We start from the raw sequence: 14,388 nt of genomic DNA, 5'->3' as shown, positions 1-14,388 counted from the left end.
CGCGCCAGCGCAGTGCTGCGGTCACGCCGAGGTGAGCCCCACGGCGTCGTCGAAGAGCTCGCCGAACCCGAGCCGCCGCGCGACGTCGGAGAGCACCTCGTCGGGGTAGAGGTCGGGGTCGTCGAGCAGGGCGGCCAGGTCCATCGCGGGCACACCGAGGTCGCCCAGCAGGTCGAGGTCGCCGGCCGGGACCTGGTCGTCCTCGTCCTCGGGCATCGGCAGGCGCAGGAACTCCACCGCGGAGGTGGCCAGCTCCCACTCGTCGGCCGCGGTGATGTCGGAGAGCAGCACGCGCGTGCTCGGGCCCGCCACGCGCACGACGAGGAAGAAGTCCTCGTCGACGGCGACCATGCCGACGGCACCGGCGTCGCCGGGCAGGCGGCGCAGCCCGCTCGCCAGGGTCGTGACGTCGTCGAGGTGGTCGTGGACGAGCTCGGCGACGGTCCACCTGCCGTCCTCGCGGTACGCAGCCACGGCGAAGTCGACGGCGTCGAGCTGGTCGAGCGGGTCGGGCATGTCGTTCCTCCTCCGGCGCGGCGAGGGTGCGAGGTCCTCCAGCGTCGCAGACCCCTGCCGTGCGGCCAACCCCCTTCCGGTGGGGACCTCTAGAGTTCGGCCCATGCGCACCCACGTCGTGGACCACCCGCTCGTCGCCCACAAGCTGACCGTCCTGCGCGACGAGCGCACCGACTCACCGACGTTCCGGCACCTCGCCGACGAGCTGGTGACGCTGCTGGCCTACGAGGCCACGCGCGACGTGCGCGTCCAGGACGTCGAGATCCGCACGCCGGTCTCGCCGACCACCGGCGTCGCCCTCGCCTCCCCCCGGCCGCTGGTCGTGCCGATCCTGCGCGCCGGCCTCGGCATGCTGGACGGGATGATGCGCCTGCTGCCGACCGCCGAGGTCGGCTTCGTCGGCATGGTGCGCGACGAGGACACCCTCAAGGCCTCGACGTACGCCGAGCGGCTGCCCGCCGACCTCTCCGGGCGCCAGTGCTACGTCCTGGACCCGATGCTGGCCACCGGCGGCACCCTCGCCGCGGCGATCAAGTTCCTCACCGACCGCGGCGCGGACCACATCACCGCGATCTGCCTGCTCGCCGCCCCCGAGGGCTGCGAGCGGCTCGAGCGGGAGCTCGCCGACCTCGACGTGCCGGTCACGGTCGTCACCGCGGCGGTCGACGAGCGGCTCGACGAGAAGGGCTACATCGTCCCGGGCCTCGGCGACGCCGGCGACCGGCTGTACGGCGTCGCGGGCTGACCCGGCAGGCCAGCCGCCGTCCCTCAGCCGTCGGCCGGCCCCAGGGGCAGCTCGGCGACGACCTCGTGGCGCGGGCGGCGTCGCGGCCCCTCCCCCAGGTGCGACTGCACGAGCGTCACCCGGTCGGCCGTCCAGGCCGGCCCCGCGTAGGCGTCCAGCAGCCGCACCCACCGGGTGACCTCGGCCGGGCGGCCGAGCCGGGCCAGCGTGACGTGCGGGACGAACCGCTGGCCGTCGACCTCGACCCCGCTGGCCACCGCGGCCGCGCGGCACCCGACGGCCAGCCGGTCCAGCTCGGTGGCGCCCGGGTCGTCGAGGTCGAGACCGGTCCACAGCACCCGCGCCCGGGCGGGGTCGGGGAAGGCTCCGCCCCCGGCCACCCGCGCCGCGAACGGGGTGCGCCGCGCGGCGGCCGTGCCCAGCCGCTCCACGAGCTCGTCGAGGCAGCGGTCGGGCACGCTGGCGTAGAACGCGAGCGTCACGTGCAGCTGCTCGGCCGAGGCCCAGCGGAAGCGGCCCGCGTCGCGCCGCGGCTCGAGGAACTCCTCGAGGTGCTCGAGGGCGTCGTCGGGCGGGACCAGGGCTGCGAACATCCGCACGCCGCGAGGGTACGACGGGGTGGCAGCCGCCTGCGGCCGGCGGCGCCGGGCGGCGTACGTTGAGGGGCGTGAGCGAGGGGGCCTGGGACGAGATCGTGCGGCGGTTCCTGCTCGAGCACCGCTTCGGCATGGACGAGGTCGTCACCAAGCTCTCGATCCTGCGCGACGAGTTCGCCCACCTGCACGACTACAACCCCATCGAGCAGGTCAGCTCCCGGCTCAAGTCGCCCGAGAGCCTGCTGGAGAAGATGGAGCGGCGCGGGATCGACCTCGACGGCCCCGACCCGCTGTCGCTGGTGCGCGAGCGGATCACCGACGTCGCCGGCGTGCGGGTGACCTGCAGCTTCGTCTCCGACGTCTACCACGTCGTCGACCTGCTGATGGCCCAGGAGGACGTCCGCACGCTCGAGCTGCGCGACTACATCGCCGAGCCGAAGCCCAACGGCTACCGCAGCCTGCACGCGCTGGTCGAGGTGCCGGTCTTCCTCTCCGGCGGCACCGTCCCGGTCGTGGTGGAGGTGCAGTTCCGCACCATCGCCATGGACTTCTGGGCCAGCCTCGAGCACAAGATCTACTACAAGTACCGCCGCGACGTCCCGGCCGAGCTGCTCGTCGGGCTCAAGGAGGCCTCGGACACCGCCTACGCGCTCGACGCGACCATGGAGCGGCTGCACCAGGAGGTGCAGGGCCTCGAGCCGCTGGCCGGTGGGCTGGTCGAGCGCCTCCGGTCCGGCCCGGGGTCGTTGCCGGCGACCGACCTGATCGACTCCCTGCGCCGCCTGGGGAGCGCTCAGACGTCGACGTCGAGGAGCGACCCGACCGCGTAGGTCACCGCCATCGCGAGCAGTCCGCCGCTGACGTTGCGGACGACCGCGCGGCCGGGCGGTGCGTGGCCCAGTCGCGCGCTGCTCCACCCGGTGAGCACCAGCGCCAGCGCCACCGCGAGGACGGTCACCGCCACCCGCGCGCCGGCCGGGACGAGCAGGATGGTGAGCAGCGGGAGCAGCGCCCCTACCGTGAACGCCGCCATCGAGGCGAGCGCCGCCCGCCAGGGGCTGGTCAGGTCCTCGGTGTCCAGGCCGAGCTCGGCCTCGGCGTGCGCGGCGAGCGCGTCGTGCGCGGTCAGCTGCTCGGCCACCTGGCGGGCGAGGTCCTCGGTCAGTCCCTTGCCGACGTAGATCCCGGCCAGCTCGGCCAGCTCGTCCTCGGGGTCCTCGCGCAGCTCGCGCTCCTCCAGGGCCAGCAGCGCCTCCTCGGAGTCGCGCTGGGTGGAGACCGAGACGTACTCCCCGGCGGCCATGCTCATCGCGCCGGCGAGCAGACCGGCGCTCCCGGCGACGACGATCGCGCCCCGGTCGGTCGTCGCGCCGGCGACGCCGACCACGATGCCCGCCGTGGAGACGATGCCGTCGTTGGCGCCGAGCACGGCGGCGCGCAGCCAGTTGAGCCGACCCCGCAGGCCCCCGCCGTGCGGCTCGCGCTCGTGCGGCCCGGGGGCGGGGGGCGGGGTGGGGCCCGAGGTGGGGCCCGGGGTGGGGCCCGGGGTGGGGATCGGCCGACCCTCGGTCACTCAGTCGACCGCCGTCGAGCGCGGCGCGCCGTACATCAGGTGGTGGTAGTCGGGGTGGCGACCGATCCAGCCCTTGATGAAGGGGCAGATCGGGAGCACCTGGCGGACTCCCTCGGCACGCACCTCGTCGAGCGCGGTCCGCGCCAGCGCCGACCCGACGCCGCGGCCCTCGAAGCGCCGGTCCACCTCGGTGTGGGTGAAGACGATGATCTCGTCGGTCAGCTGGTACTCCGCGAAGCCGGCCGACTCACCGTCGACCGTCGCCTCGTAGCGGCTCTTGCCCGGGTTGTGCGTGATCGCGACACCAGTCATGCCCCGAGCGTAGTGAGGGTCCGCCCGGGACGGACGGGTGCGGCTGGGTCGGACGGGTGCGGCAGGGTCGCCGGGCGGTGGCGGTTCTCCGGCCCGCGCCCCGCCCGGCACGCCCCAGCTCGCTCAGAGGCCGAGGTCGCGGCCGATGAGCTCCTTCATGATCTCGTTCGAGCCGGCCCAGATCCGCGAGACGCGGGCGTCGCGCCAGGCGCGGGCCACGCGGTACTCGTTCATGAACCCGTAGCCGCCGTGCAGCTGCACGCAGTGGTCGAGGATCCGGTTCTGGATCTCCGAGGTCCACAGCTTGGCCTTGGCCGCGTCGGTGGGGGTGAGCTCGCCCTTGTCGTGCAGCTCGACGCACCGGTCGATGAAGGCCTGGCTGACGTCGATCTGGGTGTCGATGTCGGCCATCAGGAACTTGTTGTGCTGGAAGGAGCCGACCGGGGCGCCGAACGCGGTGCGCTCCTTGGTGTAGGCGACGGTCTCCTCGAAGATCTGCTTGGCGTGCGCCAGGTTGCAGATCGCGCAGCCGAGCCGCTCCTGGGGGAGCTTCTGCATCATGTGGATGAAGCCGGAGTCGACCTCGCCGATGATGTGGTCGTCGCCGAGGCGGACGTTCTCGAAGAACAGCTCCGCGGTGTCGGACTCGGGCTGGCCGACCTTGTCCAGCTTGCGCCCGCGGCTGAAGCCCTCGGCGGTCGCCGGGATCGCGAACAGGGTGATGCCGCGCGCCTTCTTCTCCGGGCTGGTGCGCACCGCGGTGACGACCAGGTCGGCGGAGTAGCCATTGGTGATGAAGGTCTTCGAGCCGTTGATGACCCAGTCGTCGCCGTCGCGCACCGCGGTGGTCTTCAGCGCCGCGAGGTCCGAGCCGCCGGAGGGCTCGGTCATGCCGATCGCCAGCAGGATCTCGCCCGAGGCCACGCCCGGCAGCCAGCGCTGCTTCTGCTCCTCGGTGCCCAGCTCGACGAGGTACGGCGCGGTGATGTCGGCGTGGATGCCCCAGCACGACCCCAGCGCGGCGTTGACCTTGTTCAGCTCCTCCATCAGGACGGCGTTGAAGCGGTAGTCGCCCGCGCCCGCGCCGCCGTACTCCTCGGGGATCTCCAGGCCGAGGAAGCCCTGCTTGCCCGCCTCGAGCCAGAACTCCCGCGGGATCGCCTTCGCCTCGGCGTGCTCCTCCACGTGGGGGAGGACCGAACGCTCGAGGAACTCACGGACCGAGCCGCGGAACGCCTCGTGGTCCTCGTCGTAGATGTCGCGCTTCATGGCGGCGATCCTACTCGCCAGTAGCACGCCCGGACAGGTGACGGGTGACCCGTGGACGGAGTGGGTAACGGGAGCGCCCGGGGGTGCTTCTCCGCGCCCTGGGATTCGATCGATCCAAAGCCACCACCACGAAGGGCACCACATGACCGAGGTCTGGCCCGGCCAGCCGTACCCCCTGGGTGCGACGTTCGACGGCACCGGCACGAACTTCGCCCTCTTCAGCGAGGCCGCCGAGCGCGTCGAGCTCTGCCTCTTCGACGAGGACGGCACCGAGACACGCATCGACGTGACCGAGGTCGACGCGTTCGTCTGGCACTGCTACCTCCCGGCCGTCCAGCCCGGCCAGCGCTACGGCTACCGCGTGCACGGCCCGCACGACCCGGCCGCGGGGCAGCGCTGCAACCCCAACAAGCTGCTGCTCGACCCGTACGCGAAGGCCACCAGCGGCGACATCGACTGGGACCAGGCGCTCTTCGGCTACGACTTCGGCGACCCCGACTCCCGCAACGACCTCGACTCGGCCCCCCACATGACCAAGGGCGTGGTGATCAACCCGTTCTTCGACTGGGAGGGCGACCGGCCGCTGGGGATCCCCTACAACGAGAGCTTCATCTACGAGGCGCACGTCAAGGGCCTGACCCAGCTGCACCCCGACATCCCCGAGGCCCAGCGCGGCACGTACGCCGGCCTCGCGCACCCCGCCGTCACCGAGCACCTGCAGAAGCTCGGCGTGACCGCGATCGAGCTGATGCCGGTCCACCAGTTCGTGCAGGACAGCACGCTGCTGGAGAAGGGGCTGCGCAACTACTGGGGCTACAACACCCTGGGCTTCCTCGCCCCGCACGCCGACTACGCCTCCACGAGCGAGCCCGGCCAGCAGGTGCAGGAGTTCAAGTCGATGGTCAAGGCGATGCACGCCGCGGGCATCGAGGTGATCCTCGACGTGGTCTACAACCACACCGCCGAGGGCAACCACATGGGCCCGACGCTGAGCTTCCGCGGCATCGACAACCAGGCCTACTACCGCCTCGTCGACGACGACAAGCGCTACTACATGGACTACACCGGCACCGGCAACAGCCTCAACGTCGGCCACCCGCACTCGCTGCAGCTGATCATGGACTCGCTGCGCTACTGGGTGACCGAGATGCACGTCGACGGCTTCCGCTTCGACCTGGCCTCGACCCTGGCCCGCGAGTTCTACGAGGTCGACCGGCTGGCGACGTTCTTCGAGCTCGTCCAGCAGGACCCGGTCGTCTCGCAGGTCAAGCTGATCGCCGAGCCGTGGGACATCGGTCCCGGCGGCTACCAGGTCGGCGGCTTCCCGCCGCAGTGGACGGAGTGGAACGGCGCCTACCGCGACACGGTCCGCGACTTCTGGCGCGGCGAGCCCGCGCTCGGTGAGTTCGCGAGCCGCCTGGCGGGGTCCTCGGACCTCTACGAGCACTCCGGCCGGCGACCCTTCGCCAGCATCAACTTCGTCACCGCCCACGACGGGTTCACGCTGCGCGACCTGGTGTCGTACAACGAGAAGCACAACGACGCCAACGGCGAGGACAACAACGACGGCGAGAGCCACAACCGCTCCTGGAACCACGGCGTGGAGGGCCCGACCGACGACGAGGGGATCCTCACCGCCCGGGCGCGCGAGCAGCGCAACTTCCTGGCCACGCTGCTGCTGAGCCAGGGCGTGCCGATGCTGCTGCACGGTGACGAGATGAGCCGCACCCAGGACGGCAACAACAACACCTACGCCCAGGACTCCGAGATCGCCTGGATGCACTGGGACCGCGCGGACACCGCGCTGCTGGAGTTCACCGCGGCGATCGCCCAGCTGCGCAAGGAGCACCCGACGTTCCGCCGCAAGCGCTTCTTCACCGGGCGCGAGGTGCGCACCGGCGACGGCGAGCGCCTCAACGACATCGTCTGGCTGCACCCCGAGGGCCGGCCGATGGAGGACGGCGACTGGGAGGGCGGCCAGCACGTCATCGGCATGTACCTCAACGGCGACGGCATCGCCGGCAAGGACGAGCGCGGCCAGCGGATCGTGGACGACCACTTCCTGCTCTACTTCAACGCCGACGGCCCCACCGACGTGGTGCTGCCGGCCGACGAGTACGCCGACGCGTGGGACGTCGTCGTCGACACCGGTCGCGACAGCGACGCCACGGGCCTCCAGCCCGGGTCGACCCTCTCCCTGGAGACCCACAGCCTCGTCGTGCTGCGCCAGCACGCCGCCCCCGAGGCCGAGGTCGACACCTCCGTCGCCGCCTCCGTCGCGGCGCTGATCGAGAGCGAGCAGGAGTGAGCACGGAGGGCAGGCACCGCGACGCCGGACCGGCGGACGGGCAGCGGGTCCCGGTCAGCACCTACCGGCTGCAGATCAGCGAGGACCTCGACCTGTTCGAGGCGACCCGCCGGCTGGGGTACCTGCGCGACCTCGGCGTCGACTGGGTCTACCTCTCCCCGCTGCTCGCGGCCGAGCCCGGCAGCACCCACGGGTACGACGTCGTGGCGCACGACCACATCGACCCCTCCCGCGGCGGCGAGGCCGGCCTCGCCGCCCTCTCGGCCGAGGCCCGGCGGCTCGGCATGGGGGTGCTCGTCGACATCGTGCCCAACCACGTCGGCGTGGCGACCCCCTCGGAGGACGCCTGGTGGTGGGACGTGCTCAAGCACGGCCGCGAGTCCGAGCACGCCTCGGCGTTCGACATCGAGTGGGCGGCCGGCGACGGCCGGATCCGGGTGCCGGTCATCGGCGACGACGACCTCGAGGACCCGGCCGCGGAGGGTGGGCGGATCCGCAACCTCCGTGTCGTCGACACCCCCGACGGCGCCGAGCTGCTCTACCACGACAACCACTACCCGGTGGCTCCCGGCACGTGGACCGAGGGCGACGACGCGAACGACGTGCACGCCCGCCAGGCCTACGAGCTGGTCCACTGGCAGATGGCCGACGAGAACCTCAACTACCGACGGTTCTTCGCGATCAACACCCTCGCCGCGGTGCGGGTGGAGGACCCCGAGGTCTTCGCCGAGTCGCACAAGGAGATCCGCCGCTGGTTCGAGGAGGGGCTCGTCGACGGCCTCCGCGTCGACCACCCCGACGGCCTCCGGGACCCCAAGCGCTACCTCGACGACCTCGCCGAGCTCACCGGCGGCGCCTACGTCCTGGTCGAGAAGATCCTCGAGCCCGGCGAGGAGCTGCCCGAGACCTGGGCCACCGCCGGCACCACCGGGTACGACGTGCTCGCCCACATCGACCGGGTGCTCACCGACCCGGCCGGCCAGGAGCCGCTCGACGACCTGGAGGCCCGGCTGCGCGGCGGCCGCGTCGACTGGCACCGGATGATCCACGGCACCAAGCGGGAGGTGGCCGACGGCATCCTCAACAGCGAGGTCCGCCGGATCACCCGCGAGGTGCGGCGGATCGTCCCGGCCGGCCCCGACGCGACCACCGAGCGGGTGGTGGACGCGATCGCCGAGCTGCTGGCGTGCTTCCCGGTGTACCGCTCCTACCTGCCCGAGGGCCGCGAGCACCTCGACCAGGCCTTCGCCGCGGCGCGCGAGGAGCGGCCGGACCTGGCCGCGACGTTCGACGTGCTCCTGCCCGTGCTGGGCGACCCGTGGACGCCGCCGGCCCGGCGCTTCCAGCAGACCAGCGGCATGGTGATGGCCAAGGGCGTCGAGGACTGCGCGTTCTACCGGTACTCCCGGCTCACCTCGCTCAACGAGGTCGGCGGCGACCCGAGCGTCTTCTCCCTCGACCCCGCGACCTTCCACGAGCACATGACGGTGCGCCAGGGCCGCTGGCCGCACGCGATGACCACGCTCTCCACCCACGACACCAAGCGCGGCGAGGACGTGCGCGCCCGGATCACCGCCCTCGCCGAGGTGCCCGGGGCGTGGGAGCAGACGCTGGACCGGCTCCTGGGGCTGGTGCCGCTGCCCGACCCCGGTTTCGCCTCGCTCCTGTGGCAGGCCGTCGTCGGCGCCTGGCTGCCCTCCGACCCCGACCTGCGCGACCGGCTGCACGGGTACGCCGAGAAGGCGATGCGCGAGGCCGGCGACCGGACGACGTGGACCGACCCCGACGCGGCGTACGAGGCGGCGGTCCACGCGGCCGTCGACGCGGCGTTCGACGACGAGGAGGTCCGCGCGACCATCGAGGCGTTCCTGCCCCGCGTCGTCGGGCCGGGCTGGGTCAACGCGCTGTCGGCGAAGCTGCTGTCGATCACGCTCCCCGGCGTCCCGGACGTCTACCAGGGCAGCGAGCTGTGGGAGCAGTCGCTGGTCGACCCCGACAACCGCCGCCCGGTCGACTTCGACGCCCGCCGCACGATGCTCGAGATGGCCGAGTGGTCCCCGCTGGGCGAGGCGCTCGACGACCCGGGCTCGGCGAAGCTGCGCGTGGCCCACGCCGCGCTGACGCTGCGCCGGGACCGGCCCGAGCTGTTCGGCTCCTACGCCGCGGTGCCGGCGACCGGCTCGGCCGCCGACCACGTGCTCGCCTACGACCGCGGCGGCGCGATCGCCGTCGTCACGCGGCTGCCCGTCGGCCTGGCCTCCCGCGGCGGCTGGGGTGACACCACCCTCGACCTGCCGCCGGGCCGTTGGCGCGACGTCGTCACCGACCGGCCGGCCTCGCCCCGGCTGGCGGAGCTGCTCGACGGGTACCCCGTCGCCCTGCTCGTCCAGGAGGACTGAATGACCCGAGGCACGACCCCCACCCCCGCCCGGGGCCCCTTCGACCTGTGGGCCCCCAAGCCCTCCCGGGTCCGTCTCGCCCTCGGCCCGGCCGACGCCACCGAGGTCGTCGAGATGACCCGGGGCGACGACGGCTGGTGGACGCCGGCCGAGCCGGTTCCCGCGGGCGGCGAGGTGGACTACGGCTACCTCGTCGACGACTCCGGGACGGTGCTGCCCGACCCGCGCTCGCGCCGCCAGCCGCAGGGGGTGCACGAGCGGTCGCGCACCTACGACCCCGCGACGTACACCTGGGGCGACGCGGCCTGGACCGGCCGCCAGCTGCCGGGCTCGGTGGTCTACGAGCTGCACGTCGGCACCTTCACCCCCGAGGGGACCCTCGACGCGGCGATCGGCAAGCTCGGCCACCTGCGCGACATCGGCGTGGACCTCGTCGAGCTGCTGCCGGTCAACGGCTTCAACGGCACCCACAACTGGGGGTACGACGGCGTGCTGTGGCACACCGTCGCCGAGCAGTACGGCGGCCCGGCGGCGTACCAGCGCTTCGTCGACGCCTGCCACCAGGCGGGCCTCGGCGTCGTGCAGGACGTCGTCTACAACCACCTCGGGCCGAGCGGGAACTACCTGCCGGTCTACGGGCCCTACCTGACGAGCGGGCGCAACACGTGGGGCGACTCGGTCAACCTCGACGGCGAGGGCTCGGCCGAGGTGCGGCGCTACATCCTCGACAACGTGCGGATGTGGCTGCACGACTACCACGTCGACGCGCTGCGGCTCGACGCCGTGCACGCGCTCGAGGACACCTCGCCGGTCCACCTGCTCGAGGAGATGGCGATCGAGGTCGCCGCCCTGTCGGCGCACCTGCGCCGTCCGCTCACGCTGATCGCCGAGTCCGACCTCAACGACCCGAAGCTCATCACGCCCCGGGAGGCCGGCGGCTACGGGCTCGACGCCCAGTGGAGCGACGACTTCCACCACGCCGTGCACGTGGCGCTGACGCGCGAGACGTCCGGCTACTACGCCGACTTCGAGCCGCTGTCGGCGCTGGCGAAGGTGTGCGAGGAGGGCTTCTTCCACGCCGGGACGTGGTCGTCGTTCCGCGAGCGCGAGCACGGCGTGCCGATCGACACCGAGCACATGCCCACCTGGCGGCTCGTCGTCGCCAACCAGAACCACGACCAAATCGGCAACCGCGCCGTCGGTGACCGGATCGCCGAGGTGCTCGACGACGACCAGCTCGCCTGCGCGGCGCTGCTCACCCTGGCCGGGCCGTTCACGCCGATGCTGTTCCAGGGCGAGGAGTGGGCGGCCTCCTCGCCGTTCCAGTTCTTCACCTCCCACCCCGAGCCGGAGCTGGGCAAGGCGACGGCCGAGGGCCGGATCTCGGAGTTCGCCAAGATGGGCTGGGACCCCGCGGTCGTGCCCGACCCCCAGGACCCCGAGACGTTCCGGCGCTCCCAGCTGGACTGGACCGAGCTCTCCTCCGGCCGGCACGCCGTCCTGCTCGACGTCTACCGCCGGCTCGGCGAGCTGCGCCGTACCGTCCCCGCGCTGACCGACCCCGCGTTCACCTCGATCTCCTGCACCGCCGACGAGGGCACGCGCGTCTTCACGATGGAGCGGGCGGGCACCCTGATGGCGATCAACTTCGGCGACTCCCCCGCCGACCTCACGGTCGACCCGGACCTCGCCGTCCTCTTCGCCACCCCCACCGGCGCCGAGCTGCTTCCCGGCGGCGCGCTCTCGCTGCCCCCGCACGTCGGGGTGCTGCTGGGGTAGGTGGTGCTGGTGGGACGTGCAACATCCCAAGTTCACTTGGGATGTTGATGCTTCCCTGCCGTTGCAACAGCCGGGAAGCGTTGACATCCAAGGTTCACCTGGGATGTTGCAGCGGCCCTCAGCGCCGGACGAGCAGCTCGTCGACCCAGGCGGGGACGAGCTCGCCGGCGCGGCCGTGGCGGGTCTCGTCGAAGAGGGTGGTGACCTCGCTGGCCTGGAGGTTCAGCTCCAGGGTGCGGGCGCCGTACGTCGCGGCCTGCTGGACGAACCCGGCAGCGGGGTAGACGGCGCCGGAGGTGCCGATCGAGACGAACAGGTCCGCGGACTCCAGCGCGAGGTAGATGCGGTCCATCCCGTAGGGGATCTCGCCGAACCACACCACGTCCGGGCGCAGGTCGGGCACGCCGCAGCGGGGGCAGGGCGGCAGGTCGGAGAGGTCCTGCTCCCACCGCGAGCGGCCGCGGCAGGCGCGGCAGACCGCGGAGAGCAGCTCGCCGTGCATGTGCAGCACCCGCTGGGAGCCGGCCCGCTCGTGCAGGTCGTCGATGTTCTGGGTGACGACGAGCAGGTCGTCGCCGAGCTCCTCCTCCAGACGCGCGAGCGCGTGGTGGGCCGGGTTCGGAGTCACCCCCGACAGCGCGGCCCGGCGGGCGTCGTAGAAGCGGTGCACCACGAACGGCTGCGCGTCGTAGGCCTCGGGGGTCGCGACGTCCTCGACCCGGTGGCCCTCCCACAGCCCGTCGGCGTCCCGGAAGGTCGGCACCCCGCTCTCGGCGGAGATCCCGGCCCCGGTCAGCACCACGACCCTCATGACGACCTCAGCTCCATGCCTGGAGTGTGTCACCTGCCACGAGCGGAGCGGGGTCAGCCCACGAGCCGGTACCGCAGCCGGACGTCGAGCCCCTCCACCGCGCGGACCGACGCCTCGACCGGCGTGGGCCGGCCGCCGTCGGGCGGGGTCGCGGTGCAGGCGACGGACTCACCGACGACGCCGACCAGCTCGGACTCGCAGACCACCTCGCCCACGACGTACTCCTCGCGGGTGAGGCCGTCGAGCACGGTCCGCGCGACCTGGTCGGCAGGGAGCACCGGCGCGGTCTCGAACACGGGGCCGGCGTCGGTCTGCTCGACGACGGTCGCCCGGACCGTCGCCAGGTCCCGGCGCACCGCCACCCGGCAGTCCTGGGTGGCTCCAACCTCGGCTGCGAGCGGCCCGGCGCAGCGCACGTCGACGCGGACGCGCTCGTCGGCGGCCGGGTAGAGCGCGGCCACCTCGGACTCGAGCCGGTCGGTGGGCAGCTCGGCGTCCTCGCTCCCGCAGCCGCCGAGTGCAGGTCCGCCGAGGCCCGCGAGGAGCAGCGCAGGCAGGACGGCGGCGAGGGAGGGGCGCACGGGGGCTCGGTGACCGGTGCGGCTCAGTAGTACCAGGGGTAGGCCGACCAGTCGGGCTCGCGCTTCTCGAGGAACTGGTCGCGACCCTCCTGCGCCTCGTCGGTCATGTACGCCAGCCGGGTGGTCTCGCCGGCGAAGATCTGCTGTCCCACCAGCCCGTCGTCGATGGCGTTGAAGGAGAACTTCAGCATCCGCTGCGCCGTCGGGCTCTTGCCGTTGACAAGCCGCCCCCACTCCAGCGCGGTGGCCTCCAGCTCGGCGTGCGGCACCGCACGGTTGACGGTGCCCATCCGGACGCCGTCCTCGGCGGAGTACTCCTGGCCGAGGAAGAAGATCTCGCGGGCGAACTTCTGGCCCACCTGGCGGGCGAGGTACGCCGAGCCGAACCCGCCGTCGAAGGAGCCGACGTCGGCGTCGGTCTGCTTGAACCGCGCCTGCTCGAGGCTGGCGATCGTCAGGTCGCACACGACGTGCAGGCTGTGCCCGCCGCCGGCCGTCCACCCGGGGACCACGCAGATGACGATCTTCGGCATGAACCGGATCAGCCGCTGCACCTCGAGGATGTGCAGCCTCGCGAGTCGTGCCTTGTCCACGGTGACCCCGGCGTCGTCTCCCTCGACCCCGTCGGCCTTCTCGTACTGGTAGCCCGCGCGACCGCGGATCCGCTGGTCGCCGCCGGTGCAGAACGCCCACTTGCCGTGCCGCTCGCCCGGCCCGTTGCCGGTCAGCAGCACGCAGCCCACGTCGCTGCTGGTCCGGGCGTGCTCGAGCACCCGGAGCAGCTCGTCGACGGTGTGCGGGCGGAAGGCGTTCAGCACGTCGGGCCGGTCGAACGCGACGCGGACCGTCCCGTGCGCCCGCGCGCGGTGGTAGGTCAGGTCGGTCAGGTCCTCGAAGCCCGGGACGACGTCCCACAGCTCGGGGTCGAAGATCTCCGACACGCCGTCGATCGCACTCATGCGCCCGACCCTAGCCGCGGCGCGACGGCGCGCCGGAGCAGGACCGGGCGGAACAGGGTGTGCCCGGAATGGGTTCTGGTAGGTCATGGACCTCCTTGACGGCGAGTACGAGCCCAGCCCCGACCAGTGGGTGCGCGACCAGGTCGAGACCTACGAGCGCACCGGCGGCCGCGAGGCGCACACCCTGATGGGCAAGCCCGAGTGGCCGATCGTGGTGATCACCTCGCAGGGCGCCAGGAGCGGCAAGCTGCGCAAGAACCCGGTGATGCGGGTCGAGAAGGACGGCGTGTACGCCGCGGTCGCCTCCAAGGGCGGCGCGCCGGAGCACCCCAGCTGGTACGCCAACTTCCTCGCCCACCCGGTCGTGCAGCTCCAGGACGGGCCGGAGCCCGCGCTCTACCGGACGCGCGTCGTCACCGGCGCCGAGCGCGCGGAGTGGTGGGAGCGCTGCGTCGCGCAGTACGCGCCGTACGCGGAGTACCAGGAGAAGACCGACCGCGAGATCCCGGTCTTCCTGCTCGAGCGCGTCGAGGACTGACG

General features: G+C 72.6%; 14 protein-coding genes. 6 read left to right on the top strand and 8 right to left on the bottom strand.

All coding sequences use genetic code 11. The annotated features are described in order from the left end of the window. Window positions 1-21 precede the first annotated feature (21 nt). On the bottom strand, window positions 22-516 hold the full coding sequence (locus OSR43_RS01050; protein ID WP_302269085.1) for a tRNA adenosine deaminase-associated protein: 495 nt from the start codon (window positions 514-516) through the stop codon (window positions 22-24). A 103-nt stretch (window positions 517-619) separates the two neighbouring features. On the opposite strand from OSR43_RS01050, the gene upp reads away from it, so the two are divergent. Then, window positions 620-1,261, top strand: coding sequence for a uracil phosphoribosyltransferase (upp, locus tag OSR43_RS01045; protein WP_302269084.1), 642 nt, complete (start codon window positions 620-622; stop codon window positions 1,259-1,261). A gap of 23 nt (window positions 1,262-1,284) precedes the next feature. Here upp and thpR read toward each other — a convergent pair whose 3' ends face one another. Then, complete coding sequence (gene thpR / locus OSR43_RS01040; protein ID WP_302271757.1) at window positions 1,285-1,854, bottom strand: RNA 2',3'-cyclic phosphodiesterase; 570 nt, start codon at window positions 1,852-1,854, stop codon at window positions 1,285-1,287. A gap of 74 nt (window positions 1,855-1,928) precedes the next feature. Between thpR and OSR43_RS01035 the strand changes: the two genes are divergently transcribed. Then, window positions 1,929-2,687: a GTP pyrophosphokinase family protein gene (locus OSR43_RS01035; protein ID WP_302269083.1), complete on the top strand. Its 759-nt coding sequence runs from the start codon at window positions 1,929-1,931 to the stop codon at window positions 2,685-2,687. Here the strand turns inward: OSR43_RS01035 and OSR43_RS01030 are convergent. From OSR43_RS01030 to OSR43_RS01020, 3 genes are all read right to left on the bottom strand, one after another. Beyond that, complete coding sequence (locus OSR43_RS01030) at window positions 2,651-3,430, bottom strand: VIT family protein (protein ID WP_302269082.1); 780 nt, start codon at window positions 3,428-3,430, stop codon at window positions 2,651-2,653. The two genes, OSR43_RS01035 and OSR43_RS01030, sit on opposite strands and share 37 nt — an antisense overlap. Then, a complete protein-coding gene (locus OSR43_RS01025) occupies window positions 3,431-3,742 on the bottom strand; it encodes a GNAT family N-acetyltransferase (protein WP_302269081.1) in 312 nt (103 codons plus the stop codon). Between the two features lie 123 nt (window positions 3,743-3,865). Continuing rightward, window positions 3,866-5,011 carry an acyl-CoA dehydrogenase family protein gene (locus OSR43_RS01020; RefSeq protein ID WP_302269080.1) on the bottom strand — a complete coding sequence of 382 codons (1,146 nt, stop codon included), beginning with the start codon at window positions 5,009-5,011 and terminating at the stop codon, window positions 3,866-3,868. A 142-nt stretch (window positions 5,012-5,153) separates the two neighbouring features. Here OSR43_RS01020 and glgX point away from each other — a divergent pair, with 142 nt between their 5' ends. Genes glgX through treZ form a run of 3 tightly spaced genes read left to right on the top strand, consistent with a single transcriptional unit; the run spans window position 5,154 to window position 11,497 of the window. Continuing rightward, a complete protein-coding gene (glgX, locus tag OSR43_RS01015) occupies window positions 5,154-7,319 on the top strand; it encodes a glycogen debranching protein GlgX (RefSeq protein WP_302269078.1) in 2,166 nt (721 codons plus the stop codon). Beyond that, on the top strand, window positions 7,316-9,718 hold the full coding sequence (gene treY, locus OSR43_RS01010) for a malto-oligosyltrehalose synthase (RefSeq protein WP_302269077.1): 2,403 nt from the start codon (window positions 7,316-7,318) through the stop codon (window positions 9,716-9,718). Before glgX ends, treY begins: the two co-directional genes overlap by 4 nt. Further along, window positions 9,719-11,497, top strand: coding sequence for a malto-oligosyltrehalose trehalohydrolase (gene treZ / locus OSR43_RS01005; RefSeq protein WP_302269076.1), 1,779 nt, complete (start codon window positions 9,719-9,721; stop codon window positions 11,495-11,497). It begins immediately after the preceding gene. 118 nt (window positions 11,498-11,615) lie between these two features. On the opposite strand, the gene OSR43_RS01000 is transcribed toward treZ, so the two are convergent. Genes OSR43_RS01000 through OSR43_RS00990 form a run of 3 tightly spaced genes read right to left on the bottom strand, consistent with a single transcriptional unit; the run spans window position 11,616 to window position 13,848 of the window. Continuing rightward, the gene (locus OSR43_RS01000) at window positions 11,616-12,308 is read right to left on the bottom strand and encodes an NAD-dependent deacylase (protein WP_302269074.1); all 693 of its coding nucleotides are present in this window, start codon (window positions 12,306-12,308) and stop codon (window positions 11,616-11,618) included. A gap of 53 nt (window positions 12,309-12,361) precedes the next feature. Next, window positions 12,362-12,889 carry a DUF4333 domain-containing protein gene (locus tag OSR43_RS00995; RefSeq protein WP_302269072.1) on the bottom strand — a complete coding sequence of 176 codons (528 nt, stop codon included), beginning with the start codon at window positions 12,887-12,889 and terminating at the stop codon, window positions 12,362-12,364. A 23-nt stretch (window positions 12,890-12,912) separates the two neighbouring features. Continuing rightward, window positions 12,913-13,848: a 1,4-dihydroxy-2-naphthoyl-CoA synthase gene (locus tag OSR43_RS00990; RefSeq protein ID WP_302269071.1), complete on the bottom strand. Its 936-nt coding sequence runs from the start codon at window positions 13,846-13,848 to the stop codon at window positions 12,913-12,915. Between the two features lie 85 nt (window positions 13,849-13,933). Between OSR43_RS00990 and OSR43_RS00985 the strand changes: the two genes are divergently transcribed. Next, a complete protein-coding gene (locus OSR43_RS00985) occupies window positions 13,934-14,386 on the top strand; it encodes a nitroreductase family deazaflavin-dependent oxidoreductase (protein WP_302269070.1) in 453 nt (150 codons plus the stop codon). Window positions 14,387-14,388: the final 2 nt, after the last annotated feature.

It is taken from the genome of Nocardioides sp. Arc9.136, from assembly GCF_030506255.1.
GTDB lineage: Bacteria > Actinomycetota > Actinomycetes > Propionibacteriales > Nocardioidaceae > Nocardioides.
The sequence above is the reverse complement of the archived record's forward strand: the minus strand, read 5'-3'. Positions and strand labels throughout refer to the sequence as shown.

What these genes read in the sequence shown, in the direction of transcription:
- OSR43_RS01050 (WP_302269085.1), bottom strand. Translation starts at nt 516, where the DNA reads ATGCCCGACCCGCTCGACCAGCTCGACGCCGTCGACTTCGCCGTGGCT.
- upp (WP_302269084.1), top strand. Translation starts at nt 620, where the DNA reads ATGCGCACCCACGTCGTGGACCACCCGCTCGTCGCCCACAAGCTGACC.
- thpR (WP_302271757.1), bottom strand. Translation starts at nt 1,854, where the DNA reads ATGTTCGCAGCCCTGGTCCCGCCCGACGACGCCCTCGAGCACCTCGAG.
- OSR43_RS01025 (WP_302269081.1), bottom strand. Translation starts at nt 3,742, where the DNA reads ATGACTGGTGTCGCGATCACGCACAACCCGGGCAAGAGCCGCTACGAG.
- OSR43_RS01020 (WP_302269080.1), bottom strand. Translation starts at nt 5,011, where the DNA reads ATGAAGCGCGACATCTACGACGAGGACCACGAGGCGTTCCGCGGCTCG.
- glgX (WP_302269078.1), top strand. Translation starts at nt 5,154, where the DNA reads ATGACCGAGGTCTGGCCCGGCCAGCCGTACCCCCTGGGTGCGACGTTC.
- treZ (WP_302269076.1), top strand. Translation starts at nt 9,719, where the DNA reads ATGACCCGAGGCACGACCCCCACCCCCGCCCGGGGCCCCTTCGACCTG.
- OSR43_RS01000 (WP_302269074.1), bottom strand. Translation starts at nt 12,308, where the DNA reads ATGAGGGTCGTGGTGCTGACCGGGGCCGGGATCTCCGCCGAGAGCGGG.
- OSR43_RS00990 (WP_302269071.1), bottom strand. Translation starts at nt 13,848, where the DNA reads ATGAGTGCGATCGACGGCGTGTCGGAGATCTTCGACCCCGAGCTGTGG.
- OSR43_RS00985 (WP_302269070.1), top strand. Translation starts at nt 13,934, where the DNA reads ATGGACCTCCTTGACGGCGAGTACGAGCCCAGCCCCGACCAGTGGGTG.